Origin of the sequence: Lonepinella koalarum (assembly GCF_004565475.1) — a bacterium.
GTDB lineage: Bacteria > Pseudomonadota > Gammaproteobacteria > Enterobacterales > Pasteurellaceae > Lonepinella > Lonepinella koalarum.
Genome location: NZ_SRHX01000005.1, coordinates 85,900 through 106,815, shown reverse-complemented (window position 1 = coordinate 106,815; position 20,916 = coordinate 85,900). Strand labels below are relative to the sequence as shown.

The following is a 20,916-nucleotide window of genomic DNA, read 5'->3' as shown; positions in this document are numbered from 1 at the left end:
AATACAATCCTAAAACTAAAAGTATGTAGCGTGTAATGGGATAAAAAAGATGAAAAAGAAAACAGCCATTTGTAGCCTATTGGTGATAAGTTTAACTGTTATCATCATTTTAGGCTTAAACCAATTTAAACAGATGAAACATGCCGATACATTGGCAAATCGTCCGCCCTCGACCAATCCGGTGAAAACCCTTGTCTTAACCCAACAAGACTGGCAACCTTTTGTGCAAACCACCGGACTGATTTCAAGCGATTCCACTGGACTTGCTATACAGGCCAGTGGTGTGGTAGCAAACATTGCTGTTACCTCAGGTCAATCCGTGAAAAAGGGCGATCTTATTCTTAGCTTGGATAATACGGTGGAAGAAGCCAATCTTAACGCCTTGCAAGCCCAATATAACTATTATAAAAGAACCTATGATCGCTATGTGCAGTTAGCCAAAACTGCTTCCGTATCGAAAACCGACTTAGACAAAGCCGAATATGAATATAAAAATATCGCTAATGCGTTAGCAAGTGAGAAAGCCAATATTAATCGACGTAAAATTTTTGCGCCTTTTGATGGTAAGCTGGGGATTATTAATGCCGTAGAAGGGCAATTTGTCAGTCTTGGACAACAAATTGTGAATATTGAAGATTTAGGTGATAAAAAAATTAAATTCTTTTTACCACAAGAAAATATCGCCCAGCTTCATTACCAGCAAGCGTTACACATTGAATTAGAAAACCCAACAGAAAATCGCTTAACCCTGCAACAGCTGATTGAGCAACCATCTTCATCACAACATTCACACAATATTGAAAGTTGCCAAGCCTATGTATCAAATATTGACAATGGATTAGATACGCAAACAGGTTTAATTGCAGTGGAAGGCGTGATCAAATGTGACAAACAGCCATCGCCGTTCACCGATGGTATGTTCGCAAAAGTAAAAATCGCTTTACCCACCATTCCTAACCAATTTGTCTTGCCACAAGTGGCTGTAGCTTATGCCTTGTCTGGCGAAACCCTTTATATCCTGCAAGATATTGAGCAAGATGATCGCTATAAAACCCAACTGTCTGATGCGTTCAAAGCCAAACGAGTGGCAGTAACCACCTTGGATAGACAAGGCAATCTGGCGTTAGTCGTGCCTAATCATCAAGATGCCTTAAAAGCAGGCGATAAAGTTATTGTGTCTGGTATGCAACGGTTAAGTGATGGCAGTTATGTGCGTGAAGAAGCCTTAACGGATGTGATTATCGGTGCAGATGAGCCAGCCCATAAAACTCGGCTTTAAGGTGGTGGTGTGAGATGAAAAATACAAAAGCCTTGTTTACCGATATTTTTATTAAGCGTCCCGTGCTGGCAATCAGTATTAGTTTACTAATTGTGATTTTGGGCTTGCAAGCCATATTTAAATTACCGGTGAAAGAATACCCCGATATGACCGTGACCATTGTGACGGTGTCCACCACCTACACTGGGGCAAGTTCCGAAACCATGAAAGCCTTTGTTACATCCACGTTGGAAGAAGCCATTGCCCAAGCGGACAATATTGATTATATGAAATCCGAAAGCAAGGCAGGGCGTTCCACCATTACGGTGAAAATGAAGCTCAACACCGATCCTGATTTGGCGTTAGCTAACGTGTCGTCCAAAGTCAATGGCGTGCGAAGACGGCTGCCTGATGATATTGATGATCCGACTATTTCCGTGTCCACCGGATCTTTTGATAATATCATGTATATTTCCTTTAAATCGGATACGCTGCATGTCAGCCAAGTCACCGATTATCTGGAACGTAATATTAAACCCTTACTTTTCACCGTAGATGGTGTAGCAAAAGTGGATATTTATGGGGGGATTAAATACGGTTTTCGCATTTGGTTAAATCCTGATAAATTAGCCGCTTACAATCTCTCCGCCAGTGAGATTAACCGTGCTTTAAGCAATAATAATGTGCAATCAGCAGCGGGTAATTCCAATGGCTATTATGTGAATTATAAGAACAATATTGAAACCACCACCTTAGATTTAGCGCAATTAAACAATCTGGTGGTGATGCAAGATGATAGTCGTATTGTACGCTTAAAAGACATTGCCTATGTGGAATTAGACAAAGAAAGTGATAATTATCGCGTGTTGGCGAATGGCGATAATGCCACGGTGTTGGCTATTGAAGCAACACCCACAGCCAATCCATTGACCGTGGCAAAAAATATTTATCCCGTATATGAGCAAATTAAAACCGGCATTCCGAGTGAAATCAGTACGCAAATTTTATATGATCGCACACTGGCGATTAATCATTCTATCAATGAAGTGATCAAAACCATTTTTGAAGCTACCTTGATTGTGTTAATTGTGATTGGGGCATTTATCGGCTCGTTTCGTGCCATTTTAATCCCGATTATCACCATTCCTATTTCTTTAATTGGGGTGATTGCCTTATTACAACTGTTCGGCTTTTCCATTAATTTAATGACATTACTGGCAATTATTTTAGCCATAGGACTGGTAGTGGATGATGCCATTGTGGTATTAGAAAATGTGGATCGTCTGATTAAAAGTGGCATGGATAAATTTGAAGCTGCCGTGAAAGGCACAAGGGAAATCGCCTTGCCCGTGATTGCCATGACCATTGCCCTGTGTGCGGTGTATTCTCCCATGGCATTAATGGACGGCATTACGGGTGCCTTATTTAAAGAATTTGCCTTAACTTTAGCAGGGGCGGTGTTTATTTCAGGCATTATCGCCTTAACCCTGTCGCCGATGATGAGTTCAACCTTGCTAAAAGCCCAAGGCAATACAGCAAAAGACCAACCATCAAAATTAGAACAAAAAATTCAGCGCAGTTTGACCACCTTAAATCAGCATTATGAAAGCCTATTAGACAGTTTTTTAGCTAGACCTAAAACCATGCTCGCATTTGCTCTGTTGATTTTTATCAGTATTCCGTTAAGTTTCCGTTTTTTATCTTCCGAACTCACCCCAGTGGAAGACAAAGGCAGTTTAGTGTTGATTGGACAAGCTCCTGACTATGTGAATTTAGATTATACCGTAGCTAGTTCCAGTGCTTTTGAAAAACAATTACGCCAACACATTCCCGAACTGGAATTTACCCAATTTATCGCCGGTTTCCGTGGCTTTAACCAAGCCATTGTGATCACCACCTTAAAATCAGAACGAAAAAGAAGTTTGAGTGAAATTCAAAATGCCATGAACCAAATTGGTAATCAATTTGCACCCGCTTCTTTTACTTCCTTTGCGCGCCCTGAAGTGAACACGGGGGAAAGTGGCTTGCCTGTGAGTTTAGTGATTAAATCATCTCGTTCTTATGAAGATTTAGATGCCATTGCCGAAAATATCTTGCAACAAGCCAGACAATCGGGCAATTTTGTGTTTATTAATGCGGATCTCAAATTCTCTAGCCCCAAAGCCAATGTCACTATTAACAAAGAAAAAGCGGGCACATTTGGCGTGTCGATGAGTGAAATTAGTCAAGTGGTGGGGGCGTATTTATCCGGTTCTACCATCGCTCGAGTGGAAATTGACGGCAAAGCCTATGATGTGATCTCGCAGGTGGCACGCCAAAATCGGCTCAACCCGCAAGATCTAAACAAAATGACCGTAGTTAATCAACAAGGACAATCCATTCCGCTACGCAATTTTATTGATATTGAACTGAAAACCGAACCGCTGGGGTTAAATCGTGTCAGTCAGCTCAATTCTGTGACGATTTCAGGCGTCCCTACCGTTTCTGTAGGTGATGCCACCCTTTATTTGGAGCAACTGGCACAGCAATTATCCGCTGATTATCAATATGAATTTATGGGCGAATCCCGTCAGTTTAAACAAGAAGGTAATAGCTTACTGATCACTTTTTTACTGGCAGTTTGCATTATTTATTTAGTGTTAGCGATTCAATTTGAAAGTTGGCGTGATCCTTTGGTGATTATGCTTTCGGTGCCATTGGCGATTAGCGGGGCGTTATTAAGCTTAAATTTACTTAATTTCTTAGGCTGGGGCGTGTCTACGCTCAATGTGTATTCTCAAGTGGGTTTGCTTACCTTAGTGGGCTTAATTGCTAAGCATGGTATTTTAATTTGCGAAGTGGCAAAAGAACAACAATTACATCATCACAAAAGCCGCTTAGAAGCCGTCAGAATTGCCGCAGGATTACGCCTACGCCCCATTTTAATGACTGCCTTTTCCATGATCGCAGGCTTAGTGCCACTGTTATATGCCAGCGGTGCTGGGGCTTCCGCACGCTTTAGCATTGGCTTTGTGATTGTCACAGGGCTTGCCATTGGCACGCTATTTACCATTTTTGTATTACCTGTGATTTATTGCTTTGTGGCAGACAAACATAAACCGTTGAAGTCCACCCATTTTTAATGGTTAACCATGGTTTAGCCAAAAGACATAAAAAAGCCACCGTACTGTTACAAAGTGCGGTGGCTTTTAGCTGAATTTTATTAATGAATACTTGTACTGACCGTAGTACGATTCGCGCGCTTACGCTCATTTTCAGTGAGTAATTTTTTACGCACCCGAATAGATACTGGGGTCACTTCCACTAACTCATCATCATCAATAAACTCAATGGCTTGTTCTAATGTTAATTTCACTGGTGTGGTTAATACGATAGCATCATCCTTGCCTGACGCACGCATATTAGTGAGTTTTTTACCTTGCAAACAGTTCACGGTTAAATCATTAGAACGGCTATGAATACCGATAATTTGCCCTTCATAAACTTCTACGCCGTGGTCAATCATTAATTTACCACGCTCTTGTAAACCAAATAAAGCATAACCTAAGGCTTTACCTGTGGCGTTAGAAATCAGTACGCCGTTTTTACGTTGTCCAATTTCGCCGGGTTTAATATCGTCATAGTGGCTGAATGTAGAATAAAGCAAGCCTGTACCTGACGTCATGGTCATAAATTCATTACGGAAACCGATCAAACCACGGCTTGGGATCACATATTCTAAACGAGTACGACCTTTGCCGTCTGGCTGCATGTCTTTCACTTCACCCTTGCGAATCCCCAAGGCTTCCATCACTGACCCCTGATGTTGTTCTTCAATATCAATGGTCACTTGCTCAAATGGCTCTTGTTTTTTGCCGTCAATGGTACGATAGATGACTTTCGGACGAGATACCGCTAATTCATAGCCCTCACGACGCATATTTTCAATTAACACCGACAAATGCAGTTCACCACGCCCCGACACACGGAACTCATCAGGGTTTGGTGTTTCTTCCACACGTAACGCGACATTATGCACAAGTTCTTTGTTTAAGCGTTCTAGAATTTGGCGAGAAGTCACATATTTGCCCTCTTTACCACAAAATGGAGAAGTATTTACACAGAAGAACATGGTGACGGTCGGTTCATCTACACTTAAAGCTGGCAAAGCTTCCACCGCATTAATATCGCAGATAGTGTCAGAAATATTCAGCTCACCTAAGCCCGTAATCGCCACGATGTCACCCGCAAAGGCTTCATCTTCTTCATAACGTTGTAAACCTAGATGCCCTAACACTTGACCAATACGGCCTTGACGAGTACGTCCTTCGCTATTAATCACGCTCACCGCTTGATTCGGTTTCACTGAACCACGTTTAATACGACCAATACCAATCACGCCCACATAGCTGTTATAGTCTAATTGGGAAATTTGCATTTGGAACGGTGCATCAAGATGAACAGATGGTGGAGCCACATGTTCTACAATAGCTTCAAATAATGGGGTCATATCAGGAGCCAACTCTTCGTGTTCTAAGCCTGCTACACCCATTAATGCGGATGCGTAAATAATTGGGAAATCTAATTGTTCGTCCGTTGCCCCTAAGTTTACGAAGAGATCAAATACTTGATCCACCACCCAGTCAGGTCTTGCGCCCGGACGATCCACTTTATTAATTACCACAATGGGTTTTAACCCATGAGCAAAGGCTTTTTGTGTGACGAAACGGGTTTGTGGCATCGGACCATCAAAAGCGTCCACCACTAATAATACCGAGTCCACCATAGAAAGCACGCGTTCCACTTCGCCTCCGAAATCGGCGTGTCCTGGGGTATCTACGATGTTAATGCGATAATCATTCCAGTTAATCGCGGTATTTTTAGCTAGAATAGTAATGCCACGCTCTTTTTCCAAATCGTTGCTGTCCATGACACGTTCATCACCATCACCACTGCGGGAGCTTTCTAAGGTGCCTGATTGTTGTAAAAGTTTGTCAACCAAGGTTGTTTTACCATGGTCAACGTGCGCAATAATTGCGATATTACGCAATTTATTAATATCTAAATCTGCCATTGAGTTATCTTCTGTTGTTTAAAAAATCTAAAAAATGTACCGCACTTTTTGTATAACACGGTAAAAGGTCGCAAATTATACAACCTTTTTTAGCAATGAGCTATTAAATAATGAGTGAGTAACCTGATTTAGTAAAATCTTTGTTGAGATGAGATGAAATATAAAAAAGGAGAAAATTTGAATTTAGTATCAATGATAAGGTGCGTTAATCACGCACCTTATCATGTAATATCTATTTCATGGGTTAACGTCTACGCCCGAAAATAAAAGAAAGAATGGATAAAATAATAAATACGCCAAATAAAATTTTAGCAATCTCCACTGCACTTCCTGCGATACCACCAAAACCTAATACCCCCGCAATAATTGCAATCACAAAAAACACAATTGAATAATGTAACATAAATCTTCTCCTTAATTATGTGTTGGTTAAATACTACCTATATTAAACACTTCCTACCCATATAAACACTTCCGAAAAGAAAGTATCTCTACCTTAACATAAATCTAACATAAATAACAATTTTTATAGCTAAAAATACTTAAACTTGAGTTTTTATAAATATTTTATTATAATAATTCAGTTATGGGCATCTACGCTCATCTTTGGCAAGATTTCTCGCCTATTTAATTATCCAAATCCCCTGTCTTGTAGGGTATCGTAACTTAATTTTTATTTCATTTATCACTTTCTTTTTTGTATAAATACTAAAAAGTGCGGTGTTTTTCGTTAAATTTTTAGGAGAACGAGTTTGAACGTTTTACAACGAATGCGTGCTAATAGCACATTAAAGGGACCTATTTTTATTCCAACCACCTTATTAGCCGTGGCTGTGGTGGTGTTCTGTGCATTTTTCCCAGAACAGGCAAATATAAGACTAAGTGCCATTAAACAAATGTTTTTTGATAATTTTAGTTGGTTTTATATTTTAGCCGGCTCAATTTTCTTTCTATTCTTAATCTTTTTATGCGTCAGCCGATTAGGTGATATTCGCTTAGGAGCAGACAGCGATGAACCAGAATATTCTTTTGTATCGTGGATAGCTATGTTATTTGCAGCCGGTATGGGGATCGGATTAATGTACTTTGGGGTAGCTGAACCTATCTTGCATTATCTTAACCCAATACATCAAGATTTAAACCAATCTGATTTGATCAAAGAAGCCATGATAACTACCTTTTATCACTGGGGTATTCATGCTTGGGCGATTTATGCTGTCATCGCATTAGCACTTGCCTACTTTGGTTTCCGTTATAAATTACCATTAACCATTCGATCCGGATTTTACCCTTTATTAAAAAGTCGTATTTCTGGTTTCTGGGGTCATCTGATTGATACTATTGCTTTATGTAGCACTATTTTCGGTTTAATTACCTCCTTAGGCTATGGTGCCTTGCAAGTCAATGCCGGCTTTAACGCCCTTGGCGTAATTGATAGTAATAGCTTTGGTACACTGGCAGTACTCGTCATTATTGCCATGACATTAGCCGTTATTTCGGCTGTCTCCGGTGTAGGAAAAGGCATAAAAATGCTCAGCGAAACAAATCTTATATTAGCTGGCATTTTATTAGTTTTTGTAATTATTGCAGGACCTACTCTACAATTATTCTCAGGTTTAACGGAAAATCTTGGTTATTATTTCAGTTCATTATTAGAAATTAGTTTCCGTACTTTTGCTTATGAACCTGAACAACAAGGTTGGTTAAGCGGTTGGACCGTGCTTTACTGGGCTTGGTGGGCATCTTGGGCACCGTTTGTGGGATTATTTATTGCCAGAATCTCAAAAGGTCGTACCATTCGTGAATTTATTCTCGGTGTGTTGTTTGTGCCGTCCCTATTCAATATTTTATGGATGACTACTTTTGGTGGTTCAGCTATTTGGATCGACCAACAAACCGGTGGTGAATTAGCGGCGATCAGTGGCAATACCGAACAACTATTATTTGGTTTCTTTGAACATTTACCATTTACTACTTTTTCATCGGTAATGGCCTTGATTATTATCTCTATTTTCTTTATTACATCCGCAGATTCAGGGATTTTAGTACTCAATAACATTGCGTCACAAGGGGAACAAAAAGTACCCAAATGGCAAAGTGTTTACTGGGGTGTTTTATTAACAGTACTAGGTTTATCCCTTTCGTATTCTGGTGGATTAGCTTCATTGCAAACCATGACGTTAATTATCGCTTTACCCTTTATGTTGATTATGTTGGTATTATGTATTGGACTTTGGCAAGGTCTAATGATTGATGCACAATATTTCAACAAAGAATTCAGCCAAGGTAGCGCCAACTGGACAGGCAAAAACTGGAAAGAACGTTTAGAAAAAATCGTTAATCCGACTGATCGGAAAGATATTCGACGTTTCTTAAATAAAGTAGCTCGTCCTGCCTTTAGTGAATTGGTGACTGAATTTGAAAATCATGGTTTAATTGCACAAATGAATTTTATTGACGGTAAAAATCCGAAAATCGAATTTGAAGTAATTAACGAAAATCTGCGTAATTTCTTGTATGGCATTGAATGCCAATCACGCAAGTTATCCGATTTAGTAGTCGATGATGCCAACGTGCCAAATATTGATGAAAGCAAAATCTACGAACCGATCACTTACTTCATAGACGGTCGTCAAGGTTATGATGTACAATATATGACAAAAGAAGAACTTATCGCTGACGTATTAAAACAATATGAACGCTTTATGAATCTTGCCATGGATAACACTCACAATTTAATAACTGCGGATGTGGAAAATATTACAGAATAAAATTCTTTTCTTTTGATATAATACGGGGAATTTAACGATTCCCCCTTAATTTTAACCGCAGTTATGAATAACCTATTTTTTCAACTTGATATACCCACTCAACCGCAAGATCACAAACTGCTCGGCAACGTCCTTGCGGGTGCAGACAGTTTTGCTTTAAGCCAAATTGTCCAACAATATCAAGGGTTAACCATTATCGTCACGCAAGACAGCAAAACTGCGGTGCGTTTGGAAAAACTTTTACGCCAAACTTTGCCAGCCGTGCAACTGTTTCCCGATTGGGAAACCTTGCCTTATGATGCGTTTTCACCCCATCAAGAGATTATTTCCGCTCGCCTAAGCAGCCTATTTTATTTGCAACAAGACAACTCTGGCGTGTTAATTTTGCCGATTACCACGCTGATGCAACGCCTTTGTCCACCGTCTTTTTTAAGTCAAAATGTGTTATTGATTAAAAAAGGTGATCGGCTGAATATTGAGAAAATTCGATTGAATCTGGAAAATGCAGGCTATCGGGCAGTGGAACAGGTGTTGGAAGTGGGCGAATTTGCGGTACGGGGTTCGCTGTTGGATTTATTCCCAATGGGGAGCAGCGAGCCATTTCGGTTGGATTTTTTTGATGATGAAATTGATTCCATTCGCACCTTTGATGTGGACAGCCAACGTACGCTGACTGAAATTGACAAAATTAATCTGTTGCCTGCTCACGAATTTCCAACGGATAGCCGAGGCATTGAATTTTTCCGCAGCCAATTTCGCGAAACCTTTGGCGAAATCCGCCGTGATCCAGAGCATATTTATCAGCAAGTGAGTAAAGGCACGCTGGTGTCGGGCATTGAATACTGGCAACCGCTGTTTTTTGAGCAAATGGCGACCTTGTTTGATTATTTGCCGCCAAACACCCTATTTGTGGACTTTGACGGCTTCCAAGCTCAAGGTGAGCGGTTTTATCAAGATGCGGAAAGCCGTTTTGACAGTCGCAAAGTGGATCCAATGCGACCGCTGCTTCCCCCTAACAAACTTTGGCTGAAAATAGACGAAGTTAATCGCCATTTGAAAGCATATCGCCGAATTTCTTTGAAATCCGAAGTATTGAAAAAATCCGTTCGGCAAAGCAATTTAAGCGTAAGTCCGTTGCCTGAGTTACAAATTCAAGCCCAACAAAAAGAACCATTGCACGCCTTACGCCAATTTATCGAACAATTTGACGGCAAGATTTTATTTTCGGTGGAAAGCGAAGGACGGCGGGAAACCTTGTTGGATTTGTTAGCACCGTTGAAAATTAAGCCGAAACAGATTAATGATTTTAATGATGTTTTAGGGCAACAATTTAGTTTACAAATCAGCCCATTAGATCAGGGATTTGTTCTCGAAAGTGCGGTCAAAATTGCGATAATTTCTGAAAACGAACTACTCGGTTCAAGAGTACAACAACGCCACCGTGATAAACGCAAAACGGTCAATCCTGATACGCTCATTCGCAATCTTGCCGAACTAAAAATTGGACAAGCGGTAGTGCATTTGGATCACGGTGTAGGGCGTTATGGCGGATTAGTTACCCTTGAAAATGCTGGCGTGAAAGCGGAATATTTGCTGTTGACTTATGCCAACGATGCCAAATTGTATGTGCCTGTCGCCAGTCTGCATTTAATCAGCCGTTATGTGGGTGGTAGCGATGAAACCGCCCCCTTGCATAAACTCGGCAGTGATGCGTGGGGAAAAGCCCGTTCCAAAGCGGCAGAAAGAATTCGTGATGTGGCAGCAGAACTACTTGATGTGTATGCCGAACGTGAAGTTAAAAAAGGCTTTGCGTTTCAATATGATAAACAAGACTATCAAGCCTTTGCAGCAACCTTTCCGTTTGAAGAAACCCTTGATCAGGAAATGGCAATTCACGCCGTGATTGCCGATATGTGTCAACCGAAAGCGATGGATCGGCTGGTGTGTGGCGATGTGGGTTTTGGCAAAACCGAAGTGGCAATGCGTGCGGCATTTTTGGCGGTGATGAATCATAAACAAGTGGCTGTACTGGTGCCAACGACGCTACTGGCTCAACAACATTTTGACAATTTCAAAGACCGCTTTGCCAATTTGCCGGTCAATGTGGAAATGGTGTCACGCTTTAAAACCGCCAAACAACAAAAGCAGATTTTAGACAATCTCGCCGAGGGCAAGGTGGATATTCTGATCGGTACGCACAAACTGATTCAATCGGATGTAAAATTTAGCGATCTCGGTTTGCTGATTATTGATGAAGAACACCGTTTCGGCGTGCGACAAAAAGAGAAAATCAAACAGCTGCGTGCCAATATTGACATTCTGACCCTAACTGCGACACCGATTCCCCGCACGCTGAATATGGCAATGAACGGTATTCGGGATCTGTCTATTATTTCCACGCCGCCTGCTCGCCGTTTAACCATTAAAACCTTTGTGCGACAAGCGGACGATCTCACCATTCGGGAAGCGATTTTGCGTGAAATCCTGCGTGGCGGTCAGGTGTATTATTTGCATAATGATGTGGCAAGCATTGAAAAATGTGCGGAAAAAATCACCGCACTTGTCCCCGAAGCAAGGGTAACGATCGGTCACGGACAAATGCGGGAACGGGATCTTGAACGGGTGATGTCGGATTTTTATCATCAACGTTTTAATGTGTTGGTCTGCTCCACCATTATTGAAACGGGCATTGATGTGCCGACCGCTAACACAATCATTATTGAGCGAGCGGATAATTTCGGTTTGGCTCAACTGCACCAACTGCGTGGACGGGTGGGGCGTTCTCATCATCAAGCCTACGCTTATTTGCTGACACCGCCGCCAAAACTCATCAGCAAAGATGCAGTAAAACGCCTTGAAGCCCTTGAAAGTTTGGATAATCTCGGGGCTGGCTTTATTTTGGCGACCCACGATTTAGAAATTCGTGGGGCTGGCGAATTACTTGGGCAAGAACAAAGCGGACAAATTGAAAGCATCGGCTTTAGCCTGTATATGGAATTGCTGGAAGCGGCGGTGAAAGCGATGAAAGAAGGGCGTGAGCCAAGTTTGGACGAACTCACCCAACAGCAAGTGGACATTGATTTGCGTGTGCCTGCCCTGTTACCTGATGATTATTTGGGCGATGTGAATATGCGGTTGTCATTCTATAAACGCATTGCAGGGGCAGAAAACAAAGCCGCTCTTGATGAATTGAAAGTAGAACTTATCGATCGTTTTGGGTTATTGCCAGAACCAACAAAAAATCTGTTGCAAATCGCCGAGTTACGCTTGATTGCCAAAGCCCTAAAAGTCATCAAAATTGATGCAACTGCTCACGGTGGTTTTGTGGAATTTAACCCAACGGCAGATATTGATCCGATGAAGTTTTTAGCCTTAATCAAACAGCAACCTGCGGTGTTTAAATTTGACGGTCCGACTAAATTTCGCTTTACTTGCAATTTAGAACAGGCAAAAGTGCGGTTGGAATTTGTGAAGAATTTGTTGGAGAGTTTGGGGTAAAATCGAACGATGATAAACATCATCAAAGGAGAATAACATCATAAAAGGTCAATGTCTATGCGGCGCCATCACACTTACGGTTGCCGATAATCAAAACGCCAGTGTCTGCCATTGCGGTATGTGTCAACGCTGGAACAGCGGTCCATTATTTGCATTTCATAGTGAAAAAATAGAAACCACAGGAAACGAGTATCTTGCTTGTTATCAATCTTCCCCATGGGCGGAACGTGCATTTTGCCGAAATTGCGGCTCACATCTTTATTATCACATGCTGGGTACGCAACATTATTATGTCTCCACTGGCTTGTTTTACGGACAAACCACGTTTACCTTGGCTGACGAAGTTTTCATCGACAAAAAGCCGTCTTTCTATGAACTAAAAAATGATGTACCGAAATTGACTGAAGCGGAAATGTTGGAAAAAATGGCATAGTTATTAGATGATAGGTGGGGATAAACCCACCATCAATACGATTGTGATTTACTGACCAAACAACGCCAGCAAGCCCTCAGGCAAAATCGTTTGCCACGAATAATAACCGTGTTCAGAATGATATTCCTGATAAATAACTGGGTAATTCTTTGCCATTAACACATCTTTAAAATGCCTTGAGCTGTTTAAAATGCTTTGCTCATAAATGCCTGCACTGATAAAAAAACGAATGTCTTTTGGCGCTTGGCTGGCATATAAATGTGCCATTGCGTTGTTAAATTGTGTACTTGCTGTCGGATCTTTCCACCAAAATGACCCTGACAACACGAGAGCATTACCAAAAATATCAGGATATTGATTGGCGATATATGCCGTCGCTAATCCACCAAAACTGGAGCCAGCAAGTGCGGTGTGTTTTGCGGCAATTTTTATGCCTAGCTGTTGGCTTACCCAAGGATATAATTCCGTTGCCAGCATGTTGGCAAAATTGGGATTAGGCGGTAATTCCGTTCTTCTGGCTTGGGTAGTTGGATTATCAATAAACACCGCAACCGTCGGCGGAATTTTGCCTTGAGCAATCAGATTATCCAATATCGTCGGAGTCGCGACTTTAGCCACATATTCAGCGCCATCAAACAAAAATAGCAAGTGAAGATCAGGATTATTCGGATTAAAATGAGTAGGCAGATAAATCCGAATACGGCGCTCATTACCTAAAATTTGGCTATGAAATGAGTAACTTTGCAAGGTTCCTTGCGCTACACTTTTCGCTTCAAGCCAAGGCGATTGTGGTGTATTTTTCAATTTTAATACCGACTCGTAACTAAATCTATCTTGCGGATATTTCGGCTTGGCTGGATAGGTATGAGGATTAAAGGGATCCGCTTGCAACGTTGCTAACATGGCTCGCCGTTGTTCTCCTTGGCTTACTGGCAAGGTCGGCACATCGGGAGCAAAGCCGTAAGAAACCAGACTGTCATTCGGCAGTTGATAAGATTTAAACCAAATATCCGAATCAAACAAGCGTTCAAGCTGATCATGATGATCTTCACGGCTCGGCGAACCCCACAACCACACATTGTGTTTCGCCCCACGCCATAAAAAGGTCACTACGTTTTCATCCGTATTTTCCACTGGCTCAATTAATGGCGTACCTTGCTTTGTCACCTGTTGCCAAAATTCGTCTAACAATGCCATTTTATTTTGCTCCGTGATTTGCTCGGCAAGCTGTTGAATTTTGGTGCTAAGGTATTTCGTTGGTAATGCGTTTTGCTTTTCCACAGGGATCTGTTGCAAAATCTGAATCTGATCCTGCTGTATTTCGGCTTTTTTACCTTGTGATGAATAAATCACAAAATCCGCCGTGCCTGTTTGCTCGGCTTTAAACACAAACTCTTTCTTACCCACCACATTTTGCACCAACCGTCGTTCGCTTTTATCCGCAAAAACAACGGCTAAATCAGCCCCGTCTTTATCCGTGACAGTAAATTCCCCTTTGACAAAATCGCCATTTTGTAAGGAAATGGATTGGCTGTAAGCGAATGTACTCATACTCATTAATAAAAGTGCGGTAATTTTTTTCATCATGTTCTACAAAAAAGACACATCAAAATTAAACGGTAATAAATCTTTGATCGAATAAGTTTTGAAAATTTCACCTGAAACAGAAGCAAAATAGATTTCTATATTTTGTGATTGTTTGGTTTCATATTCCAAAATACTTTGCCGACAAGCACCACAAGGCGGAACAGGACTATTTTTCATTTCATCTTGTGGTGCACCTACTACAAATATTTTTAAAATCTTTTGCTTAGGATAATTTGCTGACGCCCAATAAATAGCGGTTCTTTCCGCACATAGTCCTGATGGATAAGCAGCATTTTCTTGATTATTACCCGCAATAATTTCGCCATTTTCCAACAACACCGCACTCCCCACTAAAAAATGAGAATAAGGTGCATAAGCTTTTTTTCTAGCCTGTTTTGCCACATTAAACAGTTTTTGTTCAATATCATTTAATTCATTGTAGGATTCGAAACTTTCATAATTTATATTAAGTTGTTTTTTCATGTTTTCTCCTTAATTTCATCCTGATCTCTTTCCCAAATTTAGCACCTTATGGGTGTGCATATTTTCTTATCATACACTCAACAGGTTAACCATTCAATGCAAAACAAAATTTCCATTTTGATAAAAATCGACCGGCTGTAAACCAAAGTGTTAATTAAAGTGCGGTCGTTTTTTCATTATTTTGTCCGGTAAACTTTCAATCCTAATTACCATTGATAATTAAAGGTTGCAACCACTGTACGCTCCGTACCATAAAAACAGGTATCCCCGCTGGCACAAGAAGCGACATATTTTTTATCCGTCAAATTATTCAAGTTCACCTGCACCGTTGCCCCTTTGAGCGAACTGCTTAACTTGGCTAAATCATAGCCTACGGACATATCATACAGCGTATAATGTGGCACCCTAATGGTATTGGTACGATCTTGAGTGGTTCCCATATAACGCACCCCGGCCCCAATATCCAAACCGTCAAGCACGCCATTATGCCAAGCGTATTTCGCCCATAAGGATCCCTGATGATGTGGCACGCCCCACGGTTTTTTACCTACGTTGCTCGGATCTTTATCTTGGGTGACTTTACGCTTGGTATAGGCATAAGACCCGATAACACTGATATTTTCGGTTAAATCCGCCGATAACGCCACTTCCACGCCGTTGGTACGGGTTTCACCCGTTTGGGCTTTTTCCCTTGTATTCGGATCGGTGGTGACTAAATTATGTTGTAAAATACGATAGAGTGCGGTGGTAAATAAAATATGTTCGTTCGGCTGATATTTCAGCCCGATTTCATATTGTTTTGCCGTGGTCGGTTTTAACGCATTATTCTGACTATCCACACCAATTTCAGGCTGGAAAGACGTGCTATAACTGATATAGGGAGCAATGCCATTGGCGAAATTATAAATCGCCCCTGTCCGCCAAGTAAATTTATGATCTCGTTGTTTGTGCTCACTGGGTTCACCGTACACACTATAGCGTTGATCATAACGATTGTGAGAAACATCATAACGACCGCCTAATAAAAAATCCATATTTCCCATAGAAATCTGATCTTGCACATAGATACCCGTTTGTTTAATCACTTTCACAGAGCTGGTCAGCAAATCAGGCGGATTGATGGTCACACCGTAAACAGGATTCGTCCAATCAATACTCGGCGCTGGACCGTGATAAACAACAGAATCATAGCGGAATTGTTTATATTCCACCCCTGATAACAAGGTATGATTCAGCGAACCCGTGGTAAATTTCGTTTCTAATTGATTATCTACACCAAATTCGTGGTAAACATCTCTAAAGGTTCGTGCTACACGCCCATAACGGGTATCCCCTGCATAATACCAGCCCAACAATCCACGATAATCATCGTCAGATTTAGTGTAACGCAGATTTTGTCTAAAAGTGATATTTTCATTAAACCGATGCGAAAACTGACTGCCAAGATGATATTGTTCCAATGCCCATTTATGATAATTCGGATCGCCCACAAAGAAATCATAAGGCAATTTTGACCCATTGACTGACTCAATCGTCCCTTCTCTCATTAAGAAATTACGTTGCCCCATTTTCGGATTTTTCTGATAAAACAAACTGATAGTCCAATCCGTCTGCTGACTTGGCGACCAAGTTAAGGACGGTGCAATGGTGCCGCCCTGTTGACGGGTAAAGCGTTCTTTCCAGTCTAAGCGTTTGAGATTGCCTACTACACGTACGGATAATTGATCGTTGATTTTGCGATCCATATCCAAACCCAGCTGATAATAATCGTCCGTTCCCACCTTGGCTTGTAGCAAAGTGCGGTCTTTTTTGGTCGGTTTTTTAGTCACAATATCCACTACACCACCCGGATTGGCTTGTCCGTAAAGCACCGAAGCAGGTCCTTTAATCACATTGATACTTTCCAAAAAGAACGGATCCATTTCATAAGATCCCTGATAGGCTATGCCGTTTAAATAGGTCGGCACACCGCCACCATCACTTTTATAACCAATTCCCCTCACCATGATTTCCAACATACTGTTTTTACCCCGATAACCGCTCAGTAAGCCCGATGTATAATCCAAACTTTGTGCAATATCCTGAGCATTACGATCTTGGATTTGTTTCTCAGTGACGACCGTAATCCCCATTGGCGTACGCACCAACGGGGTTGCCACCTTAGTGCCAACATAGCTCATACTTGGTGAATAAAGCTGACTTTGCGATGTAATTGTTTCATATACATCAATCTGATCTAGGCTGCTATTTTCCGTTGCATAAGCAACTGAAAAAATGCTGGATAAGGCAAGCGTTAAATAAGAATATTGAAATGATTTTGTCATAATGGTTCCTTGTTCATCGGTCTAATGAGAATAATTCTTAATTATTATGACAAAAAAGATTTGCCTTTACCTTTGCAAAAAAATATATTTTACCGTTCAGAAAAAAATAAATAAGGAAACAAAATGAATAGCAGACCTATTGTTGAAATGAAAGATCCCCTTGATGGGGTAACAGGAACAGTGATTATGTGTACTTTGCGAGAAGGGCTACTATTTAAATATGCTGATATATCAATGAGTGACGCTCCTGACAACGTTCAAGGCTTGTTTCAACCGGGGATTCGCTTAATTATTACCTTGCAAGGCAAAACCCAATTACAATTCGGTAAGCAAAAATTTGTTTTTTCCGCCGACAAACAACCCGTGGCGGTGTTTTTTCCTATCTCAAAAGATATACAGGGAGCAAAGTATTTTGAAGCTAACGCCACGCAAAAAGAACTGGTGATTTTTATTGAGCCGGAATGGTTAAAAATGTCCAACTTCACACAAACACTAGATTATTATTATGTGGAACAGCTGGAAAAAGCCCATTTGCAACCGCATATTTTGCACATCAATAAAAAGATTTTGACCTTAGTAAACGAGATTATCGAGCAAGCCAGTTCATCGCAGGTTTGCCAATTTTTATACAAAGAAAGTTGCTGTTTAAATCTGCTATTTGAGCTGTTATCCCAATTACCGCAATTTAATCAAGGGCAAAATACATCATTAAAAGACAAAAGAATCAAACAGTTAACCGAACTTCTCTTAACTGGAAAGGCAGATGACTGGAATTTAACCCAAATGGCAGCTTTTCTACACACCAACGTCACCACAATGCAACGTGATTTCAAACAAATTCACGGCATCAGCATTATGGCTTATCTCAGACAATTAAAACTGGAACGCAGTTACCGTGCCATTTTAAACGGAACAAGTATTATTGAAGCAGCGACGATTGCAGGTTATAGCAACCCTGACAATTTCACCACCGCTTTCCGCAAATATTTTAATATGGTACCTAGTCAGGTGAGAAAAAAGCATTTAGCTTGTTTAATCAGATAAATTGAATGGATTTTCACCGCACCTTTGGGCGACAACGCAAACAAAATATAAAATTAGAAAAGGGGCAAACGCCCCTTATATTATCTAATTAAAACCCAATTTTTACACTAGCAAAATAAGCACGTCCGTGTTCATTATAAGTGTTGGCTCCGCCTAAGCTGACTTGCCCTTCGGTGCGGTATAATTTTTTATTAAATAGGTTATTTATCCCAATTCTGGCACTAATTTGTTTAGTGAATTGATAACCTGCGTTAATGCCCCAAATGCCGTAGCTAGCGACATCTTCACCCATATTATAAGCCACTGTGCCATTGCCACCACGTCCATCTTCTGTTCTATTGGTTGCCACGGTGCGTTTATGTTGACGACCATAATGGGTAAAGGTGACGTTCACATCCAATTTATCTGTGGCTTGGTAAGCCAACGTGGTGTTAATGGTGTGTTTTGGCGTAATGGACAAGGGATTTCCTAAATGATCTTTGGATTTGTGCATGTAGGTAAAATTATTGCTCCATTGCAAATTCTCCAAAATAGGAATCACTAAATTCCCCTCTATGCCTGCAATAGTCGCTTTATCGACATTATCCCAACGTAGTAAATAGCTGGTAAAACGTGAACCAACATAGCTATCAATCACATCATCGCCAGCAATAATCTTATTGCGATAAGCGTTGTGGAAGTAGTTAACAGACGCTTGCCAGCCGTTGTGAGCAAATTCAAGCCCAATTTCTTTATTCACACTGGTTTCAGGTTTTAAATCGGGATTCCCTAATAAATAACATCTGACACCGTTTGGTAAATGAATTGGACAACCTTGACCACGCGTGTAAAGCAAATAATTGGGGTGAGATTGATAGAGATTTGGCGCTTTGTAAGCTCGGGCAATCCCCCCACGCATAGTGAACATTTCATTGAAACTGTGAGCAAAGTTTAAGGATGGACTCCAATTATTGCCACTGTCGCTGTTATGATCAAAACGAATGGCAGGAATAATAGTGGTTTTTTCTGTCACATAAATATTATTTTCGGCATAAACCGCAAAAGCATTTTGCGTATGTTTACCTGAACGCCCCTGTGATTGGAAATTGGCTAAGGTTGGGAAATAATCCTGTTGATTTTGATCAAATAATTGCATCCGCATGGAAGAGGGGTCATCTAAGCTGTAATGATTATATTCCACACCAAGGGTGAGAACTTGCGCTACACCAGCGGTAAAGGGAATATCCGCTTCACTGCTGAAACGGAAGTTTTTGTAATCGCTGTCTTTGAATGCACCGTCATTTGGGTCGTTTAACGCATTGGTTTCTTCCACATTGGTATAGATACCTTCTGGTCCACCATATAACCCCTCTTGTAAGCGACTATTTTTGGTGCGATCATAACTAATAATGGTTTCTAAACCACCCCAGTCCCAATCTCCTTTATGTGTTAAGGAAAAGGCAGAACGATAAAGACGAGCAGTTTCTGCATTGCTGTTGCGTAAATCAAGACTACGCTCAAAGGTCGTGTTACCTTCTCTGACATTACTATTTTGCGAATCGCCATTGTAAATATTGCCTTGACGGCTAAAACTGGCATCTAAAGAAAGGCTTTGGCGTGGATTAATGGTCCAAGTTAAACGCCCTGCAATATCCCGGTTGCGTACGCCCTCCACGCCGGCAAAACTGGAATTTGGGTTAATATCCACCGCATCTGCTTCGGTTTTATTGGCACTACCATATAAACGGAAAGCCAACACATCTGTAATAATTGGACCACTTAAATTAAAGCCTACCCGTTGTGTACCTCCTTCTTTGCTGTCTTCAGGGTGATTCATATAATAATTAATCTCACCATGATATTCATTACTGGCGGGTTTGGTTTTAATATTCACCACCCCACCCATCGCACCCGAACCATAACGTGCTGCAGCTGGACCACGAAGTACCGTAATACTTTCAATTTCTTCCACGGGTACCCAGTTAGAATCACCTCGAGTATTCCGCTCACCACGCCAGCCCATCCGCTCCGCATTACGTGAAGTGACAGGTTTTCCATCAATTAAAATCAAGGTATTTTCCGGTCCCATGCCCCGAATATCAATTTGGCGTTTATTGCCACGTTGCCCTGTGGCAGAATTTCCTGTCAGATTCACCCCCGGCATAGTACGAACCAACTCAGAAATATCATTAGCAGGTGGACGTTTTTCAATATTCTTTTGCGAAATATGCGACACCCCAAGGGATTGTTGCAATTGCTGCTCTGCAGTAATGTAAATGGTGTCGAGCTGCTCCACATTTTGCGCGGTTTGTGCCATCGCAAAGGTGCTTAATATGGATAAACTAATCAAAGAAAGTGGGTGGTATAAGGTATGTTTTCCTTTCATTTTATGATTCCTGTTATAAATAAAAAGTAGAATATCTTACGACTAGATTTGATCTATGATTGCTTTATTGGCTTCAGTATCATATAAAATAAATTCAATA

General features: G+C 41.0%; 12 protein-coding genes. 6 read left to right on the top strand and 6 right to left on the bottom strand.

Features of this window, described 5'->3' with window-relative positions:
• Positions 1 to 49: 49 nt before the first annotated feature.
• Both E0709_RS07740 and E0709_RS07735 read left to right on the top strand, forming a co-directional pair.
• Complete coding sequence (locus tag E0709_RS07740) at positions 50 to 1,279, top strand: efflux RND transporter periplasmic adaptor subunit (RefSeq protein WP_132302297.1); 1,230 nt, start codon at positions 50 to 52, stop codon at positions 1,277 to 1,279.
• A gap of 14 nt (positions 1,280 to 1,293) precedes the next feature.
• Entirely contained in the window at positions 1,294 to 4,380 is a 3,087-nt protein-coding gene (locus tag E0709_RS07735; protein WP_132302296.1) for an efflux RND transporter permease subunit, read from the top strand.
• An 80-nt stretch (positions 4,381 to 4,460) separates the two neighbouring features.
• Here E0709_RS07735 and typA read toward each other — a convergent pair whose 3' ends face one another.
• Both typA and E0709_RS07725 read right to left on the bottom strand, forming a co-directional pair.
• On the bottom strand, positions 4,461 to 6,311 hold the full coding sequence (gene typA, locus E0709_RS07730; RefSeq protein ID WP_132302295.1) for a translational GTPase TypA: 1,851 nt from the start codon (positions 6,309 to 6,311) through the stop codon (positions 4,461 to 4,463).
• A gap of 244 nt (positions 6,312 to 6,555) precedes the next feature.
• Positions 6,556 to 6,714, bottom strand: a complete 159-nt coding sequence (locus E0709_RS07725; RefSeq protein ID WP_132302294.1) for a DUF1328 domain-containing protein — start codon at positions 6,712 to 6,714, stop codon at positions 6,556 to 6,558.
• A gap of 349 nt (positions 6,715 to 7,063) precedes the next feature.
• On the opposite strand from E0709_RS07725, the gene E0709_RS07720 reads away from it, so the two are divergent.
• From E0709_RS07720 to E0709_RS07710, 3 genes are all read left to right on the top strand, one after another.
• Entirely contained in the window at positions 7,064 to 9,082 is a 2,019-nt protein-coding gene (locus E0709_RS07720; RefSeq protein ID WP_132302293.1) for a BCCT family transporter, read from the top strand.
• Between the two features lie 63 nt (positions 9,083 to 9,145).
• Positions 9,146 to 12,580: a transcription-repair coupling factor gene (gene mfd, locus E0709_RS07715; RefSeq protein WP_132302292.1), complete on the top strand. Its 3,435-nt coding sequence runs from the start codon at positions 9,146 to 9,148 to the stop codon at positions 12,578 to 12,580.
• A gap of 37 nt (positions 12,581 to 12,617) precedes the next feature.
• Complete coding sequence (locus E0709_RS07710) at positions 12,618 to 13,013, top strand: GFA family protein (RefSeq protein ID WP_341539175.1); 396 nt, start codon at positions 12,618 to 12,620, stop codon at positions 13,011 to 13,013.
• A 48-nt stretch (positions 13,014 to 13,061) separates the two neighbouring features.
• On the opposite strand, the gene E0709_RS07705 is transcribed toward E0709_RS07710, so the two are convergent.
• The 3 genes from E0709_RS07705 to E0709_RS07695 all read right to left on the bottom strand — a co-directional run bounded on the left by E0709_RS07705 (position 13,062) and on the right by E0709_RS07695 (position 17,407).
• On the bottom strand, positions 13,062 to 14,600 hold the full coding sequence (locus E0709_RS07705; RefSeq protein WP_132302290.1) for an alpha/beta hydrolase: 1,539 nt from the start codon (positions 14,598 to 14,600) through the stop codon (positions 13,062 to 13,064).
• Between the two features lie 3 nt (positions 14,601 to 14,603).
• Positions 14,604 to 15,083: a cytidine deaminase gene (gene cdd, locus E0709_RS07700; protein WP_132302289.1), complete on the bottom strand. Its 480-nt coding sequence runs from the start codon at positions 15,081 to 15,083 to the stop codon at positions 14,604 to 14,606.
• A 206-nt stretch (positions 15,084 to 15,289) separates the two neighbouring features.
• Positions 15,290 to 17,407 (bottom strand): TonB-dependent siderophore receptor, encoded by a 2,118-nt coding sequence (locus tag E0709_RS07695; protein ID WP_132302288.1) that lies wholly within the window; start codon positions 17,405 to 17,407, stop codon positions 15,290 to 15,292.
• 123 nt (positions 17,408 to 17,530) lie between these two features.
• Between E0709_RS07695 and E0709_RS07690 the strand changes: the two genes are divergently transcribed.
• Positions 17,531 to 18,451, top strand: a complete 921-nt coding sequence (locus E0709_RS07690; RefSeq protein WP_132302287.1) for a helix-turn-helix transcriptional regulator — start codon at positions 17,531 to 17,533, stop codon at positions 18,449 to 18,451.
• An 88-nt stretch (positions 18,452 to 18,539) separates the two neighbouring features.
• Here E0709_RS07690 and E0709_RS07685 read toward each other — a convergent pair whose 3' ends face one another.
• Entirely contained in the window at positions 18,540 to 20,816 is a 2,277-nt protein-coding gene (locus E0709_RS07685) for a FepA family TonB-dependent siderophore receptor (protein WP_132302286.1), read from the bottom strand.
• Positions 20,817 to 20,916 lie beyond the last annotated feature (100 nt).